This window comes from Streptomyces sp. OR43 (genome assembly GCF_008042275.1).
Taxonomy (GTDB): domain Bacteria; phylum Actinomycetota; class Actinomycetes; order Streptomycetales; family Streptomycetaceae; genus Streptomyces.
Genome location: NZ_RDBK01000043.1, coordinates 1,199,394 through 1,221,023 on the forward strand (window position 1 = coordinate 1,199,394; position 21,630 = coordinate 1,221,023).

Sequence of the window (21,630 nt, forward strand, 5' to 3'; positions counted from 1 at the left end):
CGATGACCGACTTCAGGGCGGTGTAGGCGATCCAGGTCGTCTGTACGCCCGTGTCGTCCGGATCGACGCGGTTGTCGCCGAAGGCGTGCTTGCCGATCACGTCCCGCATGAGATCCCAGCGCGCGTCGCCGGGGGCGGGCGGGGACGGCGGCTGTGTGACGGCCGTGCTCGGCGACCGTACGGAGACCTTCTTCGACTCCTTCAGACGACTGGAGCCGGCCGGCGGATCGGTGCGGATCTCCTCGGTCCTCGGCAGCATCGGACAGCCGCTCATCGACCGCACCGGCGGTCGCGACAGCCCGTTCGAGGGCGCGTACGTCACCGGGTGGTACCCCGCCCCCGGCGACGCGCGCTGGGATCTCATGCGGGACGTGATCGGCAAGCACGCCTTCGGCGACAACCGCGTCGATCCGGACGACACGGGCGTACAGACGACCTGGATCGCCTACACCGCCCTGAAGTCGGTCATCGAGTCGCTGAACGAGGCGGACATCACGTCCCGGACGGTCACCAAAGCCCTCAACGACGGCACCCGGGTGGACACGGGCGGCCTCACCCCCGCCCTGCGCTGGCGTTACGAGGACATGATCGGCTCGTCCTCGTATCCGCGCATCGTGAACAGCAAGGTGACGTTCCAGGTCGTGCGCGACGGCCGGCTGGTCGCCGACAGCAAGGGCTTCGTGGACGTGACGAAGACGCTGTCGGACGCCAGCGCGACCGGCTGAGGGCTGTCCGGCGCACCGCGCTCAGAGCGCGGTGGACGCCCGCTTCGTCAGGCCGTACTTCGTCGCGATGGCGTTCCACAGCTTGGATGCCTGCTTCTTGGCCGCGGTCGCCTCGCCGCTCTGCACATTGGCCTGCTGGTAGTGCGTGGTGAACCGGGCCTTGCCCTTCTTGCACACCTTCTTGCTCTTGGCCTGCGCGGCCCAGGCCGCGTAGTGGTCGTCCGCCGAGGCGGACGCCTGCCAGGCCTTGGTGAGCGAGGCGGACAGCTGCGCGTTGTCGGGCAGCTTGTCGACCGACAGGCCCTTGAGCCGGGTCACCAGATCGCGGCGCTGCTGGGCGGCGCCCTTGAGATCGGCCACGGCCTTGTCCAGGTCGGTGCAGTTCTTGGCCTTCTCCACCGCACCGATCACCGCGGACCGGCTGTTGTTGCTGTCCGCGAGCAGCTTGTCGAGCGCCTCGGCCTGCGGCTTCGCCGGGTCCGGAGCAGGCTGCGCCGCGGGCTGGGAGGCGGGTGAACTCGCCGCCGCCACCGGCTGCTTGGCCTCGTCGCCCTTCTCGTCGCCACCGCTCATCAGCGCGCCGGCCCCGAGCCCGATCACGGCGCAGCCGACGACGACCGCGGCGATCAGCGGGACGTGCGCGGACTTCTTCCGCCGCCCGTCCTGCCCGCTCTGCGGCAGCCCGTCCTCGGGCCCCGTGTACGGGGGCGCCTGCTGGTACGCCTGCGGGGGCGGCCCTGCCTGGTACTGCGGCTGCCCGCCCTGGTACTGCTGCCGGTGCTGCTGCGCGGGGTCGAACCGGGGCATCTGCTGGGTGGCGCCCGCGGGTTCGTCGCTGCGGAAGAGGTTGTCGAACTCCGCGGGCGGCTGCCGCTCACCGGGCGCTCCGGGCCGGATGCCGTACGGGGCGCCGCCGGGCACGGGCGGCATCTCGCCACCGGGGACGGGCGGTATGTACTGGGTCGCGTCGGCGTCCTGGCCGCCCTGCGGGGGTGGCGGCGCGGCGTGGCCGCCGGGCTGCTGGTACGCCTGCTGCGGGTCACGGCCGAGGAACTGCGTGGACTCCGCGGGAGCCTCCGGCGGCAGGCCGCCCGGCCCGTGACCGGCCGGAACCGCCGCGATGTACTGCGTGGCGTCCACGTCGCCGCTCCCGCCGGGCACCGCCTCGGGCGGCAGCGGCTGGGCGTACGGCGACGGCTGGTGCGGGGGCTGCTGGGGCCTGCCGTACCCGGAGTCCTGCTGTCCCTGGCCGTACGCACCGTGCTGCGGCTGCGGCGCCTGCTGCCCGTACTGCCCCTGCTGCTGCCCGTACGCGCCGCCCTGCTGGTCCTGCCCGTACCCGCCCTGGGCCTGGTTCCCCGTCTGCGGGGCGGGGTCCTGGTGGGACGCCTGCGGTCCCCAGGGCTGCCCCCACGGCTGACCGCCGGCCGGGGCCGCCTGGTCCGCGGGTCCCCCCGGCGTCCAGGGCTCTCCGCCGCCCGCGGGCAGCACGACGCCCTCGTGCGCGGGTCGTACAGCAGGGAGCTGCTGCTCGTCACCCTGTCCGCTCTGTGTCACCGGGACTCCTACGTGTGAACCTATGGAATCGTCGGCTCACGCTATCGGGTGGTCCCTGCCGTTCGCCAAGCGCGTGTTGTCACTCACCACCCCTTCACACGGGCTGTAACACTCAGCTGCCTCACGACGCAGTTAAGGGGGCGATCGCGCACAGCGGGTCCGGACACGCTCCCCCGTCAGGCCGCCTGAAGCTCCAGACGGGCGCCGAACTCCCGTACCGCCGGCTCGTCCCCGTACGGCACCAGGCGCTGTTGCAGGTCGTCCAGATACTCCGCGCCCCGGCTGGAGCGCACCGTGCCCAGCAGCTCCATCGCCCGCGTCCCGGTGTGGCAGGCCTGCTCCACCTCGCGCAGCTGCACCTGCGCCGCGGCCAGCAGGGCCAGACCGATGCCGCGGCGGCGTGCGCGGGACTCCGGAAGGCCGCCCAGGGCCTCCTTCGCCCGGCGCGCGGCCGCTTCCGCCTGCCCGAGGTCACGGTGGCAGTGCGCCAGCTCGTCGGCCAGATACGCGTGGTCGAAGTGCGTGATCCAGTCGGGATCGTCGCCGCTGTCCGGATCGGCCTGCTCCAGCGCCGTCAGCGCCCGGCCCGCCACCGCCTGGCTGGTGCGGGCATCCCCGAGCAGCGCGTGGCCGCGCGCCTCCGCCGCGTAGAACATCGCCTCCGCCCGCGGCGTCACCCTGCCGCGCGCCCCTTCCTGCGCCGCCCTGGCCAGTTGGGCGATCTCCCGCGGATTGCCGAGCTGGGCCGCGAGATGGCTCATCGAGGCGGCCAGCACATAACCCCCGTAGGCACGGTCGCCCGCCGCCTGGGCCAGGCGCAGCGCCTGGATGTAGTAGCGCTGGGCGAGCCCCGGCTGGCCCGTGTCGATCGCCATGTACCCGGCGAGCTCGGTGAGCCGCGCGACCGCGGCGAACAACTGCCGCCCGGTCGACTCGCGGTACGCCCCCGAGAGCAGCCCGGAGACCACGCTGTTCAGGTAGTGCACCAGGACCGGCCGCACATGGCCGCTGCCGAAGCGGTGGTCCAGGTCGACCAGTGCCGCCGTCGTCGCCCGCACCGCCTCGACGTCCGACATCCCGACCCTGGCCCCGGCCACCCGCGCCACCTGCGGGTCCGCGCCGGTGATCAGCCAGTCCCGGCTGGGCTCGACCAGCGCCGAGGACGCGACCGCGGAACCGGACAGGAAGTCGCGGCGGCCGACGTCGCTGCGCCACAGCTCGCAGACCTGCTCGATCGCCCCGACCACCGTCGGGGCGAACTGCAGACCGACGCCGGAGGCCAGGTTCTTGCCGTTGGCCATGCCGATCTCGTCGATCGTGACCGTACGGCCGAGCTTGCGGCCGAGCGCCTCGGCGATGATGCCCGGCGCCCTGCCGCGTGGTTGCTGTCCGCGCAGCCAGCGGGCCACGGAGGTCTTGTCGTAACGGAGGTCGAGCCCGCGTTCGGCTCCGACCATGTTGACGCGGCGGCTGAGGCCCGCGTTGGAGCATCCGGCTTCCTGAATGAGCGCCTGGAGCCGTTCGTTCGGCTGGCGTGCGACGAGAGGCCTGGCTGCCATGTGTGTCCCCCTGAGGCCGCAGTGATCGGTGAAGGATCACTGCCCGACATATGCCTGAGAAATTCGCCGATTCATCGTGTTGGTCACTTTTAAGACGTCTCTGACCTTTTCTCCCGGCACGCACCCTAGGATGCTGAACGAACTGTGCCGGATCTCCGGTAGGTGGCTACCCGTCCACCGCCCATGTCCCTCCCGCGCGCCCCCGCCCGTGCACCAGTGCGCCCCGCATGCGGAGGCGTTGGGCCGTAACCGCGCCCGCCACGCCCGTAACCCCAGGTGGCGGCGGGAGTTGTGCTGTGCGTGGAAGAGCCCATCGGAGTCATGGAAGCCGCACAGATCCCCCAACAGCGAGCCGAGCAGCTGCTCGACGCCGCGGTGCGGTACGCGGAGGAGCGGCACTGGGACGTGTGCCCGGGCACCTGGCTGGAGCCGGCCGGCGGCACGGAAAGGTGCTCGTGCGGCGAGGCCGGCTGCGCGGCACCCGGCGCCCATCCGACCAGGGCCGACTGGGCGGGCCGGGCCACCGGCAGCGGTGCGGCGGCCCGCCGGATGTGGTCCCAGCACCCCCGGTCCTCGATCCTGCTGCCGACCGGTCGGTCCTTCGACGCGATCGACGTACCGGAGTCGGCGGGCTTCCTGGCGCTGGCCCGGATGGAGCGGATGAGCCTGCCGCTCGGCCCGGTCAGCCGCACCCCCGACCGCCGGATGCAGTTCTTCGTCCTGCCGGGCGCCGCCGCCAAGGCCGACGGCCTCGTCCGGCGGCTCGGCTGGGACGCCACGGCCATCGGCCTGCGCGGAATCGGCGAGGGCCACTACCTCGCCGCCCCGCCGACCCGGGTCGGCGGCACCGGGGTGGTGCAGTGGGCCCGCAGCCCCTCCACCGCCAACCGCTGGCTGCCCGAGGTGGACGAGCTGATCAGCCCGCTCGCGTACGCCTGCGGGCGCGAGGCCGCCGACGCACGGGGCCGCCGTTCCTGAGTCGCCTTTCGTAGGGTGTCCCCAAGTACGGGGACTTCGAAGGGCGTGCAGCATGCCGGACCGGACAGACAGCGACGGCGCCGACCGGGCCGTCGAGCCCGACGTACCGCGGGCGCGGACGCCCGCGGTACGGGTGGAAGGGCTCTGGAAACGTTTTGGCGAACACACGGCGGTCGCCGGGATCGATCTGGTGCTGCCCGCGGGCAAGTTCATCGGCCTGGTGGGTCCCAACGGCGCCGGCAAGACCACCACCCTGTCCATGGTCACCGGTCTGCTCCGCCCGGACCTGGGCCGGATCGAGATCGGCGGCCGCGACGTGTGGCGCGACCCGGTCGAGGTGAAGTCCCGCATCGGCGTCCTGCCCGAGGGCCTGCGGCTCTTCGAACGCCTCTCGGGACGTGAACTCCTCGCGTACACCGGCCGGTTGCGCGGGCTGCCCGGCGCCGAGGTGGACAGCAGGGCCACCCAGCTGCTGGACGTCCTGGACCTGGCGGGCGCCCAGCACAAACTGGTCATCGACTACTCGACGGGCATGCGCAAGAAGATCGGGCTCGCCGCCGCGCTGCTGCACAACCCCGAAGTGCTGTTCCTGGACGAGCCGTTCGAGGGCGTCGACCCGGTGTCGGCGCAGACCATCCGCGGGGTGCTGGAGCGCTACACCGGCTCGGGGGCCACCGTCGTCTTCTCCAGCCATGTGATGGAGCTCGTCGAGTCGCTATGCGACTGGGTGGCCGTCATGGCGGCGGGCACCATCCGCGCCCAGGGCACCCTGGCCGAGGTCCGCGGCGACGCGTCCTCGTTGCAGAACGCCTTCCTGGAACTCGTCGGCGCGGGCGACCGCGACGACGGCGCCGCCCTGGACTGGCTCGGCGGTGCCCGATGAGCGTGCTCGACGCCCCGACCGCCTCCGGCCCCCGCACGAGCAGCCCGGCCGGCGGCACGGAGCTGGTCCCCGTCCTCGTACGCCTCAAGCTCGCCCTGCTCCGCAACGGGCTGCGGCAGTCGGCCGGCCGCCGGGCCGTCTACATCGCCTCCGTCGTCGCGACCCTGCTGATCGCCCTGGGCCAGCTGATCGGGCTGATCGCGCTGCGCGGCAACGCCCACGCGGGCTCCCTCGTCGTGCTGCTGGCCGGGGTGCTGGCGGTCGGCTGGGCCGTGATGCCCCTCTTCTTCGCCGCCGGTGACGAAACCCTCGACCCGAGCCGCCTCGTGATGCTTCCGCTGCGGCCCCGCCCCCTGATCACCGCGCTCCTGGTGTCGTCGCTGGTCGGCATCGGTCCGCTGTTCACGCTCTGCCTGGCGGCCGGGTCGGTGACCGCGCTGGCGCACGGGGCGGGCGCGGTGGTCTTCGCCGTCCTCGCGGCCCCGCTGACCCTGCTGGTCTGCGTCGCGCTGGCCCGGGCGGTCGCCACGGCCAACACCCGGCTGCTGACCTCGCGCAAGGGCCGCGATCTCGCGGTGCTCAGCGGGCTCGTGATCGCCGTCGGAATCCAGGGCGTCAACTTCGGCGTCCAGCGGCTGAGCCGGGCCGGCGGGCTCTCCGCGCTCGACCCGGCGGCGGACGTGGTGCGCTGGCTGCCGCCCGCCTCGGCGATCGGCTCGGTGGACTCCGCATCCCAGGGGGCGTACGGGCGGGCCGCCGTGCAGCTGCTCCTCTCCGTGGCCGCACTCGTCGTGCTGCTGGTCCTGTGGCGGCGCAGCCTGGAGAAGCTGATGACGGAGCCGGACGGCTCGACGCTCTCCGCCGCCGAACCGGCCCGTACGAAGTCCGGCACGGACGGATCCGGTTTCTGGGCGCTGTTCCCCGAGGGACGCACCGGCACGGTGATGCGGCGCAGCCTGCGGTACGTCGCCCGGGACCCGAAGACCAAGGCCGCCTGGGTGACGGCGCTGGCGATCGGGCTGATCGTGCCGCTGTTCAACGCCCTCCAGGGCACGGGGTCGTTGTACTTCGCGTGCTTCGGCGCCGGGATGCTCGGCATCCAGATGTACAACCAGTTCGGGCAGGACACCTCGGCGTTCTGGATGGTGGCGCTGACGATCTCCTCGACCCGTGACGCGTATCTCGAACTGCGGGCCCGCGCCCTGGCCCTGCTGCTGATCACGCTCCCGTACACGGTCCTGGTGACGGTCCTGACGGCGGCGGTGCTCGGGGACTGGGCGGCGCTGCCGGGCGTCATGGGGCTGTCGTTCGCGCTGCTGGGCGCGATGCTGGCGACGGGTGCGGTGGCCTCGGCGAGCTTCCCGTACTCGATCCCGCAGGACGGGGCGTTCAAGAACGTGGCGCCCGGACAGGCCGGGCTGGCCTGGATCTCGATCTTCGGCGGCATGGTCTCGGCGGCGCTGCTGTGCTCCCCCGTGATCGGACTGACGGTCTGGCTGCATCTGGCCGACGCGACCACATGGTGATCGAGGGACCAGAAGGGGGTGCCAGAACAGATGGTGCGGCGCATCGATGTGACCGGAACCGACGGCGTACGCCTCGCGGCCTGGGAGTTCGCAGATCCGCCCAAGGGGCGCGGGGAAGCGGAGCGCCCCGGAGGTGTCTTACTGCTCCACGGGCTGATGGGCGGGCGGGCTCCGCCCTCGGGCCCTGCGGCTCCGCGCGGGCCCGGAGCCGGCCGCTACGGGGCCACCGGTTCCCGGTCGTCCCGGGTGTCCTCGGCGAGCTGCTCCAGGAAGGGTTCGACCGCGGCGCGCCAGCCCTCGGGCCGGTCGTAGTGGACGAGGTGTCCGGCGTCGGCCACCTCGGCGTACTGCCCGCGGGGCAGCACCCGGACCATCTCCTGGGCCTCCGCCCTCCCCAGCTCGCCGTCCAGGCCGCGCAGGACCAGGGTCGGGCAGCGGACCTGGGCGAGCTCCTCCCAGTGCGCGTCGTGGACCCAGGTGGCGCGGGAGCGGAGCATCTGCCTGCGGGAGAAGACGGGCCGCCATCCGTCGGCCCGCTCGGCCATCACCTCGGCGAAGAACTCACCGCGGGCCGGATTGGGCCGTTCCACCCAGGGGTCGTCCTCGCCGAACCACTTCCGTACGTCGGACAGGGTGGCGAACGGAAGCGGCCAGGACGTGAACCAGTCCTCCCACTCCCGCTGGGAGGCCGCACCCAGCGCGGAGGCCCGCATATCGCAGATGACCAGGCCCCGGACGAGGTCGGGGCGCTTGGCGGCGAGCTGCCAGGCGGTGAGCGCTCCCATGGAATGCCCGATGAGGGTGACGGGGGCGAGGCCGAGCTGTTCGATCGCGGCTTCCGCGTCGGCCACGTACGCCTCGCGGGTGTACGGGCCCTCGGCCGGCTTCTCGCTGCGGCCGTGTCCGCGCTGGTCCAGGCCGACCGCCCGGTGGCGCTCGGCGAGCCAGCGGGTGGTGGAGGCCCAGTGCGAGGCACGGCCCATCAGCCCGTGGAGCAGTAAGACACCTCCGGGGCGCTCCGCTTCCCCGCGCCCCTTGGGCGGATCTGCGAACTCCCAGGCCGCGAGGCGTACGCCGTCGGTTCCGGTCACATCGATGCGCCGCACCATCTGTTCTGGCACCCCCTTCTGGTCCCTCGATCACCATGTGGTCGCGTCGGCCAGACTATCGAACCTTTATTCGAAAACCGGGTTCCGGCACACAACACCGCTCGTTCGAGTGACCGCCTCCCAGGATTGACGTCGGCCACGGAGGGGAGATCTTCTCCGGGAGGCGGGCCACTCGGGGATGAGGGCTCGCGGGAACCGACCTCGAGCGCTCGGGGCTCCAGGTCGGGACAGGGGAGGACAGGCCCCGGCGCCTTGCGGCGCCGGGGCCATCCGCTGTTTCAGGACCGCTTGTCACGGCCGCGGACTGGTCCCGCGGGACCGCGAGAGGCCGCTCCCGGGGCGTGGACCGGGTCTGCGGAACTGCGAGAGTCCTCCCCCGGTGCGCAGGCCGGACATGCCAGTACGACGGGCACATTCCCTGCTCCCCTCCCCGACCGCGCGGCCAGACGGCCGACACTCTCAGGTATCCCTCAGCCACAGACTGGCACGCGATCCGTCCGGGCGCTGCAATTCCGGACGGAAAAACGGAAAACGGACGTCAGCAACCGCTGATCGTCCGCCACCCGCACTTCGGCGCCTGCTCATCTTCCGAGCATCGCCACGTTCGACACCGCACCGGATGCGGCGCCGCACGTCCCTTTCAGAACCGCGCCTCGTTCAACACCGCACCACGGTCAACACCGCGCCTCGTTCAACACCGCACCACGGTCAACACCGCGCCACGTTCAGCGCTTCGCCACGAACACGTGCGACGCGACCTCCGCGTCCAGCTCCGCCGCCTCGCCGCTGCTGCCGACCAGCACTCCGCCGGGCGACTGCGTCACGCTGACCACCGAACCGGGCTGCACGCCCGCCCGCCGCAGCGTGTACATCAGCTGGGCATCCGTCTGGATCGGCTCACCGATCCGGCGGACCACCACCGTCTTTCCGTCGGCGCCCGGGTCGAGCTCCGCCAGGCTGACCATGCTCGCGTCGAGGAACGGGTCGGCCTCTGCCTTCTCGCCCAGCTCCTCCAGGCCCGGGATGGGATTCCCGTACGGGGACTCGGTCGGGTGGCGCAGCAGCTCCAGCACCCGCCGCTCCACGGCCTCGCTCATCACGTGCTCCCACCGGCATGCCTCGGCGTGGACCTGCTCCCACTCCAGGCCGATCACGTCGACGAGCAGACACTCGGCGAGCCGGTGCTTGCGCATCACGCGGGTCGCCAGCCGGCGCCCTTCCTCCGTCAGCTCCAGGTGCCGGTCCCCCGCGACCTGCACCAGGCCGTCGCGCTCCATCCGCGCCACCGTCTGGCTGACGGTGGGACCGCTCTGGTCCAGCCGTTCAGCGATCCGGGCGCGCATGGGGACCACGCCTTCCTCTTCGAGTTCGAGGATGGTGCGGAGATACATCTCCGTTGTGTCGATCAATCCGGACATTCGTGCCCCTCGATGCAGTCGTGCGCTGGCCCTCGTCCAATTCTGACGCATAGCGCCGACAACCGTGCCTCACCGTCCGAAGGAGCTGTCCCCGCGGGGCCCGGAACGGCCTGTGCGGTATTGACATGTCACTGGTCCAGACCGCAACGTGATCGGCGGCAAGGACGTCCCGCGATCACCCCACTCCGCCGGAAAGGCCCTCCTCGATGAGCGAAAGCAAGCTGGCCGGTCAGTTCTTCGACGCGGCGATCGGCCTTCTCGAGCGGGTCCGCGACGAGGAGTCCGGCTCCATCGCGGCGGCCGGTGCCGCGATCGCCGACACCGTCGTGGCCGGCGGCAGGCTCTTCGCCTTCGGCGCCGGGCACTCCTCGCTGGCCGCCCAGGACGTCGTCTACCGTGCGGGCGGCCTCGCCCTCATGAACGTGCTGGCCGTCCCCGGCACCCTCGGCGTCGACGTCATGCCGGCGACCCTCGGCTCCGCCCTGGAGCGCGTCGACGGCCTCGCGGGCGCGGTCCTCGACTCCAGCCCGGCGAAGGCGGGCGACGTCCTCGTGATCATCTCGCTCTCCGGCCGCAACGCCCTGCCGGTCGAGATGGCGCTGAACGCACGGGCACTGGGCCTGAAGGTCATCGGTGTCACCTCGGTCGCGTACGCGGAAGGCACCCGGTCCCGGCACGGCTCGGGCGGGTTCCTCCGGGACCACTGCGACATCGTCCTCGACAGCAAGATCTCCATCGGCGACGCCGAACTGGACGTCGACGGCATCGAGGCCCCGTTCGCCCCCGCGTCGACGGTCGTCACCAGCGCGATCATGCAGTCGATGATGGCCGCCGCGGCGGAGAGCCTGCTGGAGCGGGGCGTCGAGCCGCCACTGCTGCGGTCGGGCAACGTCGACGGGGGCCACGAGTGGAACGGGCGCGTGATGACGGAGTACGCGGACCGGATCTTCTACCGCCACTGAATCTTCCACCGCCCCTGACGGCCCGCCCGGCCGGGTGGCCCGACGGGCCACCGTGCGAGCATGCCGCCATGACATCCGGCCGGATCATCTTCCTCAACGGGACGTCCAGTTCGGGGAAGTCCAGCATCGCCCGTGAGCTGCTGGACATCCTCGACGACGGCGTCTTCTTCCACCTGGCGGTCGACAGCTTCAACGCGATGCGCACCAAGCGGGCGCTCGGGGAGCGGGAGCTCGACGACGCGCTGCGGCGGACCAGGAGGGGCTTCCACCGCTCGATCGCGGCCATGGCCGAGGTGGGCAACGACATCGTGGTCGACCATGTGCTGAGCGAGCCGTGGCGGCTGCTCGACTGCCTGACGGTGCTGCCGCCCGAGAACGTCCTCTTCGTCGGCGTCCGCTGCCCGCTGGACGAGCTGGCCCGCCGCGAGCAGGCCCGGGGTGACCGCCCGCCGGGGCTCGCGGCCCTCCAGTACGACGCGGTCCACGCCCACGGCGACTACGACCTGGAGTGCGACACAAGTACGGCGAGCCCGCGCGCCTGCGCCCAGCACATCCGCGACTTCCTCCCGCACCGCCCGCGCCCGACCGCCTTCACCCGCCTCCGCCGGCAGCTCCTGCCGGCCGGCGTCTGAGGGCGCCCGGCCCAAACCTCAGACCCCCGACGGCCCGCCCCCCACCACCTGCCCCAGGTCCACCGACGCCGCCACCCGGTCCGCCACGCTCTCCGCGTACACCGCGTCCGGGCGCTCGAACGCGGCGCGGTGGGAGGAGCGCAGGAACGTCACCACGCCCAGGGTCCGGCCCCGGCTCCGCAGCACCACGCACAGCGCGTGCACCGCGTCCGCCGGCCAGCGGCGCTCCGCCGCCCACTCCCCGGCCGCCTGCACCGACCCGGCACCCGCCGACGCCCGCACCGAGCCCGTACGGTCCACCGCCTGGAGGGCCGGGTGGCCCGGGGCGTACCGGAGCGGGATGCCGCCGTCCGCCACCGGCAGGCACGGGCCCGGGGCGTCGGACGGGGTTCCGGCGGCACGGACGAGGCGGTCGCCCGCCACCAGGTCGATCAGCGCATGGTCGGCGAAGCCCGCGAGGGCGTAGTCCAGCGAGGAGGTGGCCGCCTCCATCGGGTCCTCACACTCGGCGGCCGAGCGGGAGGCCCGGTGCAGCTGGCTGGAGCGGAACCGGGCCCGGTCCGCCTCCTGGGCCGCCAGCTTCGCCGCCGTCACGTCCTGGAACAGCCAGCCGACGCCCAGCGGCACCGGCTCCTCCGCGAGCGGCGAGGCCAGCCGCAGGAAGCCGCTGCGCCAGCAGCGGCGCCGGTCGCCGTCGCCCGTCCGCAGCGTCACCCACAGCTCGGCGGGGGCGGGCGGCGCGCCCTCGGCCAGTACGTGCTGGAGGGCGCCCTCCAGATCCTCGACGCCCTGCACGATCAGCTCGCCGAGCGGCCGGCCCAGCAGCGTCGTCCGGCCACCGCCCAGGGCGCGGGCCGCGTGTGTGTTGACGACGGTCGGCCGCAGGTCGACGTCCACGAGGACGACACCCCACGACGCGTCCTCGAACAGGGCCTCGCTCAGCGCGATCGACCGCTCCAGGTCGATCTGCGCATGGACCTCGCTGAACGCGCAGTACACCCCGGCGGGCTTCCCGTCCGCGCTCCGCACCCCGGCCGACTGGGTCCGCACGAGCACCCGACCGCCGTCCTTGCGCAGCAGCGCGAACTCGTGGACCTGCCGACCGGGCCCGTCCATGACGGCCATCAGCCGTCCCTGCACCTCGCCCGCGTCCGCCCGCCGCACGGCCCAGCCGGCGAACCCGGGCCGCCCGACGGCTTCCTCGGCGGACCAGCCGAGGATGCGCTCGGCCTCACGGTTCCAGTGGGTGACCGTCCCGTCCGCGTCGAAGGCGCAGAGGGCCGCGTCCATCCCGTCGAGGAGAGCCGCCAGCAGCTCCGCCCCGGGAGCCGGATCGGGACCCTCGGGGCCGTCGGGGCCGTCCGGACCGAGGGCGTCGGTCGTTCCGCTCGTCGTGGAAGCGCTCATCCCGGACCCCCGACAGGTCGTGTCCGCCATTGCCGCACGTCAGACCATTGAACTCGAACGTGACCCAGCACACAGCGACTTCCCCGAAATCAATCGCTTCGATAATTCGGTTGTGCGGGCCCGGGGGACGTTCCTAAGGTGGTCTTACACGTCGAAAGGAGGTGATCCGAAAAGTGCAGTCTTATCGGATTCGTGAGGTGGCTGCGGGCTGACAGCCCGTCGTCGCACACCGTGCACCTCGGCAGGCTCGTCTGCCGAAACCCAAGCAGTCACCGACCCGCAGGCTCGCCGGTAAGTCCGGCCGGCTCCTCCGCAAGGAGGGACCAGAGCCTGCGGGTTTCTGCGTTTCCGCACGCCGGGGGCAGCGTCCCGCGGCCTACGGGCAGAGCCGCTCCACGCGCCACGCATCGCCTTCCCGCACGTACCGCAGCCGGTCGTGGAGCCGGTTCTCGTGGCCCTGCCAGAACTCGATCGTGTCGGGGACGACGCGGAAGCCGCCCCAGTGCGGCGGCGCGGGGACCTTCTCGCCTTCCGGGTAGCGGGTCTCCAGGTCCTCGTAGCGGCTGATCAGCTCCTCCCGGGAGCCGATCACCGTCGACTGCTCGCTCGCCCACGCGCCGAGCTGGGAGCCGTGGGGGCGGGTACGGAAGTAGGCGACCGTCTCCTCGCGCGGGACGCGGTCGGCGGTGCCGGTGACGATGACCTGGCGGGCCAGGGGGTGCCAGGGGAAGAGCAGCGACACGTGAGGGTTGGCGGCCAGCTCCCGGCCCTTGCGGGAGTCGTAGTTGGTGAAGAACACGAAGCCGCGCGCGTCGTACATCTTCAGCAGGACCGTGCGGGAGGACGGGCGGCCGTCGGGGGTCGCCGTGGACACCACCATGGCGTTCGGTTCGTGGAGCATGCCGCCGGCGGCGACCTGCCGGAACCAGTGGGCGAACTGCCGCATCGGATCATCGGCGAGTTCGTCCTCGGTGAAGGCCTCGGACCGGTACTGCTCGCGCATCGCGGCCGGATCAGTGGTGGAATCGAAGGAGGAGTCTGCGGTGGGCACGGTGTCATCCTGCCGCAGCGGCCGGACAGGGGTCGTAAGGAGGTCCGCCCGCCGCCGTTACGCGGTGGAACGGAAAGCGGAACGGGAAGCTGTGCCGGATGTCACGCTTCCCGGTCACGTCGGAACCCGCCAGTATCTTGGGTGGGCCCTGGGGCCCGCCCGCAGCCGCCGATCCGAGGGAGCCGCCTGATGTCCGACTTCGTACCCGGACTCGAAGGAGTCGTCGCGTTCGAAACGGAGATCGCCGAACCCGACAAGGAAGGCGGTTCGCTGCGCTACCGAGGCGTCGACATCGAGGATCTCGTCGGCCAGGTGTCGTTCGGCAACGTGTGGGGACTGCTGGTCGACGGAGCGTTCGCTCCCGGCCTGCCGCCCGCCGAGCCCTTCCCCATCCCGGTCCACTCCGGTGACATCCGGGTCGACGTCCAGTCCGCCCTGGCGATGCTCGCGCCCGTGTGGGGCCTGAAGCCGCTGCTGGACATCGACGAGGAGACCGCGCGCAACGATCTGGCGCGCGCCGCCGTCATGGCCCTGTCGTACGTCGCGCAGTCCGCGCGCGGACAGGGGCGGCCGATGGTCCCGCAGAGCGAGATCGACAAGGCGGGGTCCGTCGTGGAGCGGTTCATGATCCGCTGGCGCGGCGAGCCGGATCCGCGGCATGTGAAGGCCGTCGACGCGTACTGGACCTCGGCCGCCGAGCACGGCATGAACGCCTCGACGTTCACCGCCCGTGTCATCGCCTCCACCGGCGCCGACGTGGCCGCCGCGCTGTCCGGCGCGGTGGGCGCCATGTCGGGCCCGCTGCACGGGGGCGCGCCGTCCCGGGTCCTCGGCATGATCGAGGAGATCGAGCGGACCGGCGACGCCACCGCGTACGTGAAGCAGGCCCTGGACCGGGGCGAGCGCCTGATGGGCTTCGGCCACCGCGTCTACCGGGCCGAGGATCCCCGCGCACGCGTCCTGCGGCGCACGGCCGAGGAGCTGGGCGCGCCGAGGTTCGAGGTGGCGCAGGCACTGGAGAAGGCCGCGCTGGAGGAGCTGCACGCGCGGCGCCCGGACCGGGTGCTGGCGACGAACGTGGAGTTCTGGGCGGCGATCATGCTGGACTTCGCGGAGGTCCCGGCGCACATGTTCACGTCGATGTTTACGTGCGCGCGTACGGCGGGCTGGTCGGCGCACATCCTGGAGCAGAAGCGGACGGGGCGCCTGGTGCGCCCGTCGGCGAAGTACGTCGGCCCGTCGACGCGCAGTCCGCGGGAGATCGACGGATACGAGCAGCTGGCGGACCTCGGGAACTGAGGCCCGGAGCAGGCTCTGACGGGCGGAGGGTTCCGTGGCGCCCCCGCGCCCCGTCCGTCAGATCTTGCCGTGCACGTGGGCCGTGCGGTGCTTGTCCAGGCGGAGGCCGAACTCGGCGAGGAAGCGGGGCGTGAGCTCGGGCCAGCCCCAGAAGGTGAAGCCGAGGCTGCCGTACGCGAAGGCGCTGTCCATGCCGGTCCAGTCGGTGAGCGGGGACTCGGCGCGGCAGTGCGCGCAGCGGACCGGCGCGTCGGTACCGGCGAGCCAGGCCTGCTCGGCGACGGCGAACGGGTCCCAGGCGCCGGGGATGTCGTCCCACGTCTCCTCGTCGCGGAACTCGGTGGTCTTCCCGCAACGCGGGCAGTCGGCGCCCGAGGGTTCCGCGTACTGCCCGGCGTCGAAGACCGTGCGGGTGGTCACGACCTCCAGGCCGCCCGCCTGCCACGGTTCGCTCCAGCCGCCGCTGTCGACGACGGCGCGGTGACGGGGCCCCGGCGGGTACCCCGGTCCGCCGCCGAGGACGGGCTCGGTGCGGTCCGGGCCGACGACCCCTTCGGCGACGAGCCATTCGACCACGCGCGCGGCCATCGGCACGGCGTCCGCCTCGGAGATCTCCGTGTCGACGATCGTCTGGAAGTAGTCGCCCATCAGTGCCCCCGTGGCTCGGTACGGTCCAGCTGGACCGTACCGCGGCGGGATGGGCGGCGTCCTCCACGGCGGTGAACGCAAGCGTTGCCGGCGGGTCCGGAGAGGGGCGGGCGCGGACGGGTGGAGCCCGCCGCCCGGCACGCGCAGGGCCGGCGCGGAGGCCCGGTCGCACCCGTCGCGCACCTGTGCCGTGCCTGTGGCGAGTCTGTGTCATTCCCACCCCAGTCTGGGATGGGCGTCGCGGCGCGCCTCGTTGACACACCGCTGTCTGCGTGGCGCTCCGACGCCTCCGGCCTCACGGCCGGGGGCGTCGTCCAGTTGTTGAACGTTCCGGCTGTCGTCCACGGCAGCCCTCACTGCCAGTTAGGCCAAAATGACACACAAGGGACGCATCGTCTTCGCAGCCGCCCTCACCGCCACCCTGGGCCTCGGACTCACGGCCTGCAACGACGGCGAGGACTCGGCATCGACCCAGGAATCGCCTTCGGCCTCCGCCCCGGCATCGTCCGACCCGGGCAGCGAGAGCCCGTCCGCCGATACCGGCGACGACGCCGCCGCCCCGGCCGACGGTGACGTCGCCGCACCGGGCACGAAGCTCAAGATCGGCGACCGGGCCATCCTGCCGTTCAAGTACGGGACCGAGAAGAAGGGCACGATCGCCGTGACGGTCACGGCGATCGAGAAGGGCGCCGAGGCCGACATGGCCGCGTTCGGCGAGAAGGCGAAGGGCATGACGCCCTACTACATCCGCATGAAGGTGGAGAACGTCGGCGGCACCGACCTGTCGTACTCGTCGCTGAAGCTGCGCGGCAAGCTCGCGGGTGGCGGCCCCACGGGCGTCATTCTGATCGGCGACCTCCCGGGCAAGTGCGACAGCGAGTCGGCGCCCCGCGAATTCGCCGCCAAGGGCGCCTCGTTCGAGACCTGTTCGCTCAGCGCCACGAAGACCGATCCCATCGCGGCCGCCTCGTTCGAGGAGGGTGACGCGTACAGCGACAGCCCGGTCCTCTGGACCAGCTGACCACCCGTTCCCGAGTCCGCCGGCCGGGCATCCCGTCCCTGACGGATGCCCGGCCGGCGGCCCGCCCGCGCTCTACAGCTTTCCGGCGAGGAGCACGGCGCGGTGGCCGCCCGGCCGGTGGCCGACCTCGCGCTGTCGCCGAGTCCTGACGCGGGCGGGCGCGCGCGCTGCCGGGTGTCAGGGCAACGGGCGCGTCAGCCAGACCACTTCGCCCTTGTCCTCCACGGTGACGCGGTCCCGCGCGAACCCGAGCTTCTCCAGGACGCGGAACGACGCGGTGTTCGCCGCGTCGACGGTCGCCCCGATCCGCTGCCGCCCGGTCGCCGCGGCGGCGTCGAGCACGGCGCGGGCGGCTTCGGTGGCGTAGCCGTGGCCGTGCACGCGCCGGAACAGCTCGTAGGCGATCTCGGGCTCCTCCAGGGTGGAGCGGCCGATGATGAGTCCGCAGTACCCGATGAAGTCGCCTTCGTCGCGGCGCTGGATGGGCAGCAGGGCGATCCCGGTCGTCCCGGTCGCGGTGATCAGTTGCGCGATGAGGTTCCGGGTGTACGCGAGCGTGTCCGTTCCCTCGCCGCGTTCGGCGCGCAGGGCGCGGAGTTCGGCGGCGTCCGCGTCGGACCACGGGCGCAGGATCAGCCGCTCGGTCTCCAGGTGGAACGACATCGTCTCGTACGCGGTCATGCCCAAGCCCTCCAAGGGAACCTCACGGACCGTGCGGGTCAGGGCCGGTCCAGGCCCCACGTCTGGAGGACGAACGGCCGGCCCTTCTCCTCGCCCTTGATCAGCGGCACGTCGAGCAGGCGGAAGCCCGTCTTCCTCGCCACGGCGACGCTGGGCGCGTTCTCGGCCTCCACCTCCAGGATCAGCTGGTCCACGCCCAGTTCCCCGAAGGCGTACGCGGCCATCACCCGCACCGCCCGCGCCGCCAGGCCCTGGCCGCGGTGGGCGGGGCCGACCGCGTAGCCGATCTCGTTGCCCTCGGGGGCGCGCCGCAGCATGACCTCGCCGAGTGCGGCGCCGCCGTCGGTGGTGATGGCGAGCAGGATCGTCGTGCCCTCCCGCCGCAGCTGCCGGGCCCGGTCCAGCCGCGTCCGGGCGGCCTTCTCGTCGAAGGGCGAGACGATCGGGGTCCAGTGCGCGACGTCGGGGTGGTCGAAGAGGTCCGGCATCGCGGCCAGGTCCGCCTCCGTCCAGTCGCGCAGGACGAGACCTTCGCCCGTGAGTTCGACGTGGTCGGGGAAGGGGGGTGGGGTGCTGCCGCTCATGGTGCGGACCATATACGGGCAACTCGCTGACACCAAGGCGTTTCCTGCGCCACACTCTGGCTCCGGACCATGACAGAACGGTCCTGACCAGTGAAAGGCGGGACCCTCATGTTCGACGACATGCGGCAGTTACGGAAGGTCGTCCGAAGACGGGACGCGCTCCGATACGGGGGAATCGGCCTGCTCACGGTCGCCCTGGCGGCCTGCTCCCGGGACAAGGGAACCGACGGATCGCTGGAGGCGCCGGGCGCGGCGGGCAGACCGGCTGCCACGCCAACGGTCGCCGGAGCGGCGGTCGAGGCCTTCGTCAGCGGCGCCTGGAAGCTCTCGTACTCCCCGGAGGGACGGGTCAACGACGCGTATCAGCGGATCGCGTTCACAGGCCGCCGGTGGAGTCTCGACGGGGACGACGAGACGGGCTCCTTCGAGCTCTCCGGGAGCGAGCTGGTGGTCCGGGTCGACGGCCGGACCTCCGACAACGTATGGGCCGCGTCCGGCATGCCCGCCACAGTCGGCGAGAAGGCCGCCCACACCCTCCAGTGGGGCCATGACGAGGAGTCCGGCCCCGTCGACCCCGGCTCGCCGGTGGACACCACACCCACGCCGCTGCCCGTCGTCTGGGACGGCAGAACGCTCAGGATCCGGGCCGGGAACGGCCTGGAGATCACGGCCGTACGCGCCTGAGGCGGCCCGGCCCCTCAACCCCCCGGCCCCCTCACCCCAGCGACTCGTCCACCAGGGCCGCCCACTGCGCCACGACCCGCCCCCGGCGGGCCGTGTCGTCGGTGAGGACGTTGGCGAGGCCGAGGCCGCGGGCCATGTCGAGGAGGCCCTGGACGGTCTCGCGTACGCCGGGACGGGTCTCGTCGGCGTTCAGGAGACCGACCGCGATGCGGTGGGTCTCGCGGCCGACGCGGGCTTCGAGTTCGGTGACGCGGGGGCGGAGCTGGTCCTCGTTGGAGGCGGCGACCCAGAGCTGGAGCGCGGCGCGGAAGAGCGGGCCGGTGTAGAGGTCGACGAGGGCGGCGACCACCGCGGCGCGGTCCTGGTCGGGGACGGCGCGCAGCGCGGCGGAGCGTTCCTCGGCGACGTATTCGACGGCTGCGGTGAACAGGTCCTCGCGGGTCGGGAAGTGGTGCTGGGCGGCGCCGCGGGAGACCCCGGCGCGCTCCGCGACGGCGGAGACGGTGGAGCCTGCCCAGCCGTGTTCGGCGAGGCAGGCGACCGCGGCCGCCAGCAGCCGCCGGCGGGTGGCGCGGCTGCGGTCCTGCTTGGGTGGGGTCAGAGCCGCCATGCGGGATCCCGTCGTTCCAGGAAGGCCGTCATCCCCTCCCGTGCCTCGTCGGAGGCGAAGAGTGCCGCGGAGCGGGCGATGAGGTCTTCGGCTAGCTGGTCGAAAGTCTCCCGCACAGTAGCCGTGACCAGCTCCTTCGATGCGGCCAGCCCCAGGGGCGAGGCTTGGCGCAGTCCGTCGAGTACCGGTACGAGCGCCTTGTCCACGTCCTCGGCGGCGAGCGTGACGAGGCCGGTCCTGGCGGCTTCGGCCGCGTCGAAGCGTTCGCCCGTGAGGTAGTAGCGGGCTGCCGCGCGGGGGTCCAGGCGGGGCAGCAGCGGCAGGGAGATGACGGCGGGGGCGAGGCCGAGGCGGGATTCGGTGAGGGCGAAGGAGGAGTCGGGGCCGGCCACCGAGATGTCGCAGGCGCCCAGCAGTCCGAGGCCGCCCGCCCGGACGTGACCGGTGACCCGGGCGACGACCGGTCGGGGGAGGGTGATGATCTGGCGCATGAGGGCGACGAAGGCGTGCGGGTCGGCGGGGGCCCTGAGGTCCGCGCCCGCACAGAACGTGTTGCCGGTGTGGGTCAGGACCACCGCCCGTACGGTGTCGTCCGCCGCGCAGGCGGCGAGCGCTTCGGACAGTCCCGCCACGAGCGATGCGCTCAGGGCGTTGCGGTTGGCCGGGGAGTCGAGTGTGAGCGTGGTGACACCCCGGTCGTGGGTGGGCGGGGCGAGGGTCATGACTGCCTCTTCTCCCTGTCGCGCAGTTCGCGGCGGAGGATCTTGCCGGATACCGCGCGCGGGACGGCGTCGACGAACTCCACGCGGCGGATCTTCTTGTACGGGGCGACCTGTGCGGCCACGAACGCCATGACGTCGTCCGCCGTGAGGTCCGGAGTGGCCGGCTGGCGTACGAGGAAGGCCTTCGGGATCTCGTTGCCGTCGGCGTCGTTCACGCCGATGACGGCCGCGTCGGCGACGGCCTCGTGGGTGAGGAGGAGCGCTTCGAGTTCGGCGGGGGCGACCTGGTAGCCCTTGTACTTGATGAGTTCCTTGACCCGGTCGACGACGAAGAGCCAGCCGTCCGCGTCGACGCGTCCGACGTCGCCGGTGTGCACCCAGCCGTCGCCGTCGATCATGGCGTCGGTGTCTTCGGGGCGGCCGAGGTAGCCCTTCATCACCTGGGGGCCGCGGATGAGGATCTCGCCGTCGGCGTCGATGCCGAGGTCCGTCCCGGGGTCCTCGATGGACGTGATCCGCATCTCGGTGCTCGGCAGCAGCTTCCCCACGGCTCCGGGCGGCGGGTTCTCCACTTCGAGGGGCACGACGTGGGTGCCGGGCGAGAGCTCCGTCATGCCGTACGCCTGCCGTACGGCCGGTATGCCGAGGCGGGCGGAGCAGGCGGCGGCGAGGTCGGCGTCCAGGGGTGCGGCGGCGCTGACGATGTACTCCAGCGAGGACAGGTCGTAGTCGCCGACGGCCGGGTGCTTGGCGAGGGCCAGGACGATGGGCGGGGCCACGTACAGCCCTGTGATGCGGTGTTCCTGGATCACGCCGAGGAACTGGTCCAGGTCGAAGCGGGGCAGCACGACGACGGTGGCCCCGCAGCGCAGCGGGACGTTCATCAGGGCGGTCAGCCCGTAGATGTGGAAGAAGGGGAGAACGGCCAGGATGCTGTGGCCGGGTTCCATGGGGATGAAGGGGCGCAGCTGCTCCAGGTTGGTGCCGATGGAGCGGTGGGTGAGCATGACGCCCTTGGGGGCGCCGGTGGTCCCGGAGGAGTACGGGAGTGCGGCGATGTCCTCCGGGCCGAACGCGATCTCGGGTTCGGGGGCGGTGGAGCCCAGCATGTCGAGGACGGACGTGTGGCCCTCGGCCTGGTCGCAGACGAAGATCTCCCGGACGCCGCCGGCGAGTTCGGCGGCCCGGCGGGCGACGTCGAGGAACAGGGACACGGTGACGATCCAGCGGGCGTCGGAGTCCTTGAGCTGTTTGGCGAACTCCTCGGCGGTGGCCAGCGGATGCACCGTGGTGACGGCCGCTCCGGCGCGCGTGGCCCCGTAGAAGACGGCCGGGTAGGCGATCGTGTTGGGGCTGTGCAGGGCCAGCACGTCTCCCTTGCGCACGCCCGCTTCGGCGAGGTGCGCGGCGATGCGGCGGTGGAACGTGTCGAGCTGGGCGTACGTGACGGAGAGGCCGTTCGTTCCGTCGATGAGGGCGACGGTGTCGCCGAAGGCGGCGGCCCCGCCGAGGACCGTTTCGTGGATGGGTGTTTCGAGGGCCGGAACGTCTTCGTACTCGCTGTGGAACACCAT

The 21,630-nt window shown here is 72.3% G+C and carries 19 protein-coding genes and 3 pseudogenes; 10 read left to right on the forward strand and 12 right to left on the reverse strand.

The features are described from left to right. Window positions 1-134 precede the first annotated feature (134 nt). Window positions 135-725: pseudogene (locus EAO72_RS23825) on the forward strand (ABC transporter substrate-binding protein); the annotation flags it as partial. Between the two features lie 21 nt (window positions 726-746). On the opposite strand, the gene EAO72_RS23830 reads toward EAO72_RS23825, so the two are convergent. Both EAO72_RS23830 and EAO72_RS23835 read right to left on the reverse strand, forming a co-directional pair. Beyond that, window positions 747-2,282 carry a hypothetical protein gene (locus tag EAO72_RS23830; RefSeq protein ID WP_187285189.1) on the reverse strand — a complete coding sequence of 512 codons (1,536 nt, stop codon included), beginning with the start codon at window positions 2,280-2,282 and terminating at the stop codon, window positions 747-749. A 176-nt stretch (window positions 2,283-2,458) separates the two neighbouring features. Next, window positions 2,459-3,841, reverse strand: a complete 1,383-nt coding sequence (locus tag EAO72_RS23835; RefSeq protein WP_148019302.1) for a transcriptional regulator — start codon at window positions 3,839-3,841, stop codon at window positions 2,459-2,461. A gap of 321 nt (window positions 3,842-4,162) precedes the next feature. On the opposite strand from EAO72_RS23835, the gene EAO72_RS23840 reads away from it, so the two are divergent. The 4 genes and pseudogenes from EAO72_RS23840 to EAO72_RS43245 form a co-directional block, all read left to right on the forward strand. After that, the gene (locus EAO72_RS23840) at window positions 4,163-4,819 is read left to right on the forward strand and encodes a bifunctional DNA primase/polymerase (RefSeq protein ID WP_148022001.1); all 657 of its coding nucleotides are present in this window, start codon (window positions 4,163-4,165) and stop codon (window positions 4,817-4,819) included. A 52-nt stretch (window positions 4,820-4,871) separates the two neighbouring features. Further along, a complete protein-coding gene (locus EAO72_RS23845; protein ID WP_148019303.1) occupies window positions 4,872-5,702 on the forward strand; it encodes an ABC transporter ATP-binding protein in 831 nt (276 codons plus the stop codon). Beyond that, a pseudogene (locus EAO72_RS23850) lies at window positions 5,699-7,213 on the forward strand (transporter); the annotation flags it as partial. The gene EAO72_RS23845 and the pseudogene EAO72_RS23850, both read left to right, overlap by 4 nt. Window positions 7,214-7,258: 45 nt before the next feature. Further along, window positions 7,259-7,399: pseudogene (locus EAO72_RS43245) on the forward strand (alpha/beta fold hydrolase); the annotation flags it as partial. Window positions 7,400-7,443: 44 nt separating this feature from the next. Here the strand turns inward: EAO72_RS43245 and EAO72_RS23860 are convergent. Together EAO72_RS23860 and EAO72_RS23865 are read right to left on the reverse strand one after the other, a co-directional pair. Continuing rightward, window positions 7,444-8,337, reverse strand: a complete 894-nt coding sequence (locus EAO72_RS23860; protein WP_148022002.1) for an alpha/beta fold hydrolase — start codon at window positions 8,335-8,337, stop codon at window positions 7,444-7,446. A 725-nt stretch (window positions 8,338-9,062) separates the two neighbouring features. Continuing rightward, window positions 9,063-9,755: a metal-dependent transcriptional regulator gene (locus tag EAO72_RS23865; protein ID WP_148019304.1), complete on the reverse strand. Its 693-nt coding sequence runs from the start codon at window positions 9,753-9,755 to the stop codon at window positions 9,063-9,065. Between the two features lie 206 nt (window positions 9,756-9,961). On the opposite strand from EAO72_RS23865, the gene EAO72_RS23870 reads away from it, so the two are divergent. Beyond that, window positions 9,962-10,717, forward strand: coding sequence for an SIS domain-containing protein (locus tag EAO72_RS23870; protein WP_148019305.1), 756 nt, complete (start codon window positions 9,962-9,964; stop codon window positions 10,715-10,717). A gap of 68 nt (window positions 10,718-10,785) precedes the next feature. Further along, the gene (locus EAO72_RS23875) at window positions 10,786-11,349 is read left to right on the forward strand and encodes a chloramphenicol phosphotransferase CPT family protein (protein ID WP_148019306.1); all 564 of its coding nucleotides are present in this window, start codon (window positions 10,786-10,788) and stop codon (window positions 11,347-11,349) included. Between the two features lie 18 nt (window positions 11,350-11,367). Here EAO72_RS23875 and EAO72_RS23880 read toward each other — a convergent pair whose 3' ends face one another. Together EAO72_RS23880 and pdxH are read right to left on the reverse strand one after the other, a co-directional pair. After that, window positions 11,368-12,756, reverse strand: coding sequence for a PAS domain-containing protein (locus EAO72_RS23880; RefSeq protein WP_148019307.1), 1,389 nt, complete (start codon window positions 12,754-12,756; stop codon window positions 11,368-11,370). Between the two features lie 376 nt (window positions 12,757-13,132). Then, the gene (gene pdxH, locus EAO72_RS23885; RefSeq protein ID WP_148022003.1) at window positions 13,133-13,759 is read right to left on the reverse strand and encodes a pyridoxamine 5'-phosphate oxidase; all 627 of its coding nucleotides are present in this window, start codon (window positions 13,757-13,759) and stop codon (window positions 13,133-13,135) included. Window positions 13,760-13,996: 237 nt separating this feature from the next. Between pdxH and EAO72_RS23890 the strand changes: the two genes are divergently transcribed. Beyond that, window positions 13,997-15,106 (forward strand): citrate synthase 2, encoded by a 1,110-nt coding sequence (locus tag EAO72_RS23890; protein WP_148019308.1) that lies wholly within the window; start codon window positions 13,997-13,999, stop codon window positions 15,104-15,106. Window positions 15,107-15,163: 57 nt separating this feature from the next. Here the strand turns inward: EAO72_RS23890 and EAO72_RS23895 are convergent, their stop codons facing one another. Next, window positions 15,164-15,754 (reverse strand): hypothetical protein, encoded by a 591-nt coding sequence (locus EAO72_RS23895; RefSeq protein ID WP_148019309.1) that lies wholly within the window; start codon window positions 15,752-15,754, stop codon window positions 15,164-15,166. 373 nt (window positions 15,755-16,127) lie between these two features. Between EAO72_RS23895 and EAO72_RS23900 the strand changes: the two genes are divergently transcribed. Then, a complete protein-coding gene (locus EAO72_RS23900; protein WP_148019310.1) occupies window positions 16,128-16,775 on the forward strand; it encodes a hypothetical protein in 648 nt (215 codons plus the stop codon). 177 nt (window positions 16,776-16,952) lie between these two features. Here the strand turns inward: EAO72_RS23900 and EAO72_RS23905 are convergent, their stop codons facing one another. Together EAO72_RS23905 and EAO72_RS23910 are read right to left on the reverse strand one after the other, a co-directional pair. Continuing rightward, complete coding sequence (locus tag EAO72_RS23905) at window positions 16,953-17,456, reverse strand: GNAT family N-acetyltransferase (protein WP_148019311.1); 504 nt, start codon at window positions 17,454-17,456, stop codon at window positions 16,953-16,955. 38 nt (window positions 17,457-17,494) lie between these two features. Further along, window positions 17,495-18,040, reverse strand: a complete 546-nt coding sequence (locus EAO72_RS23910) for a GNAT family N-acetyltransferase (RefSeq protein ID WP_148019312.1) — start codon at window positions 18,038-18,040, stop codon at window positions 17,495-17,497. A 108-nt stretch (window positions 18,041-18,148) separates the two neighbouring features. Here EAO72_RS23910 and EAO72_RS23915 point away from each other — a divergent pair, with 108 nt between their 5' ends. Beyond that, window positions 18,149-18,724 (forward strand): hypothetical protein, encoded by a 576-nt coding sequence (locus EAO72_RS23915; RefSeq protein WP_261991616.1) that lies wholly within the window; start codon window positions 18,149-18,151, stop codon window positions 18,722-18,724. A 31-nt stretch (window positions 18,725-18,755) separates the two neighbouring features. Here the strand turns inward: EAO72_RS23915 and EAO72_RS23920 are convergent, their stop codons facing one another. Genes EAO72_RS23920 through EAO72_RS23930 form a run of 3 tightly spaced genes read right to left on the reverse strand, consistent with a single transcriptional unit; the run spans window position 18,756 to window position 21,630 of the window. Next, window positions 18,756-19,334: a TetR/AcrR family transcriptional regulator gene (locus tag EAO72_RS23920; RefSeq protein WP_148019313.1), complete on the reverse strand. Its 579-nt coding sequence runs from the start codon at window positions 19,332-19,334 to the stop codon at window positions 18,756-18,758. Next, window positions 19,322-20,056, reverse strand: coding sequence for an enoyl-CoA hydratase family protein (locus EAO72_RS23925; RefSeq protein ID WP_148019314.1), 735 nt, complete (start codon window positions 20,054-20,056; stop codon window positions 19,322-19,324). Before EAO72_RS23925 ends, EAO72_RS23920 begins: the two co-directional genes overlap by 13 nt. Further along, window positions 20,053-21,630, reverse strand: coding sequence for a 4-coumarate--CoA ligase family protein (locus EAO72_RS23930; RefSeq protein WP_148019315.1), 1,578 nt, complete (start codon window positions 21,628-21,630; stop codon window positions 20,053-20,055). The genes EAO72_RS23925 and EAO72_RS23930 overlap by 4 nt, the downstream gene beginning before the upstream one ends.

Bases quoted from the DNA above. Each gene is read 5' to 3' on its own strand.
- EAO72_RS23835 (WP_148019302.1), bottom strand. From the start codon at position 3,841: ATGGCAGCCAGGCCTCTCGTCGCACGCCAGCCGAACGAACGGCTCCAG.
- EAO72_RS23840 (WP_148022001.1), top strand. From the start codon at position 4,163: ATGGAAGCCGCACAGATCCCCCAACAGCGAGCCGAGCAGCTGCTCGAC.
- EAO72_RS23845 (WP_148019303.1), top strand. From the start codon at position 4,872: ATGCCGGACCGGACAGACAGCGACGGCGCCGACCGGGCCGTCGAGCCC.
- EAO72_RS23860 (WP_148022002.1), bottom strand. From the start codon at position 8,337: ATGGTGCGGCGCATCGATGTGACCGGAACCGACGGCGTACGCCTCGCG.
- EAO72_RS23865 (WP_148019304.1), bottom strand. From the start codon at position 9,755: ATGTCCGGATTGATCGACACAACGGAGATGTATCTCCGCACCATCCTC.
- EAO72_RS23870 (WP_148019305.1), top strand. From the start codon at position 9,962: ATGAGCGAAAGCAAGCTGGCCGGTCAGTTCTTCGACGCGGCGATCGGC.
- EAO72_RS23875 (WP_148019306.1), top strand. From the start codon at position 10,786: ATGACATCCGGCCGGATCATCTTCCTCAACGGGACGTCCAGTTCGGGG.
- EAO72_RS23880 (WP_148019307.1), bottom strand. From the start codon at position 12,756: ATGAGCGCTTCCACGACGAGCGGAACGACCGACGCCCTCGGTCCGGAC.
- pdxH (WP_148022003.1), bottom strand. From the start codon at position 13,759: ATGCGCGAGCAGTACCGGTCCGAGGCCTTCACCGAGGACGAACTCGCC.
- EAO72_RS23890 (WP_148019308.1), top strand. From the start codon at position 13,997: ATGTCCGACTTCGTACCCGGACTCGAAGGAGTCGTCGCGTTCGAAACG.
- EAO72_RS23895 (WP_148019309.1), bottom strand. From the start codon at position 15,754: ATGGGCGACTACTTCCAGACGATCGTCGACACGGAGATCTCCGAGGCG.
- EAO72_RS23900 (WP_148019310.1), top strand. From the start codon at position 16,128: ATGACACACAAGGGACGCATCGTCTTCGCAGCCGCCCTCACCGCCACC.
- EAO72_RS23905 (WP_148019311.1), bottom strand. From the start codon at position 17,456: ATGACCGCGTACGAGACGATGTCGTTCCACCTGGAGACCGAGCGGCTG.
- EAO72_RS23910 (WP_148019312.1), bottom strand. From the start codon at position 18,040: ATGAGCGGCAGCACCCCACCCCCCTTCCCCGACCACGTCGAACTCACG.
- EAO72_RS23915 (WP_261991616.1), top strand. From the start codon at position 18,149: ATGTTCGACGACATGCGGCAGTTACGGAAGGTCGTCCGAAGACGGGAC.
- EAO72_RS23920 (WP_148019313.1), bottom strand. From the start codon at position 19,334: ATGGCGGCTCTGACCCCACCCAAGCAGGACCGCAGCCGCGCCACCCGC.
- EAO72_RS23925 (WP_148019314.1), bottom strand. From the start codon at position 20,056: ATGACCCTCGCCCCGCCCACCCACGACCGGGGTGTCACCACGCTCACA.
- EAO72_RS23930 (WP_148019315.1), bottom strand. From the start codon at position 21,630: ATGGTGTTCCACAGCGAGTACGAAGACGTTCCGGCCCTCGAAACACCC.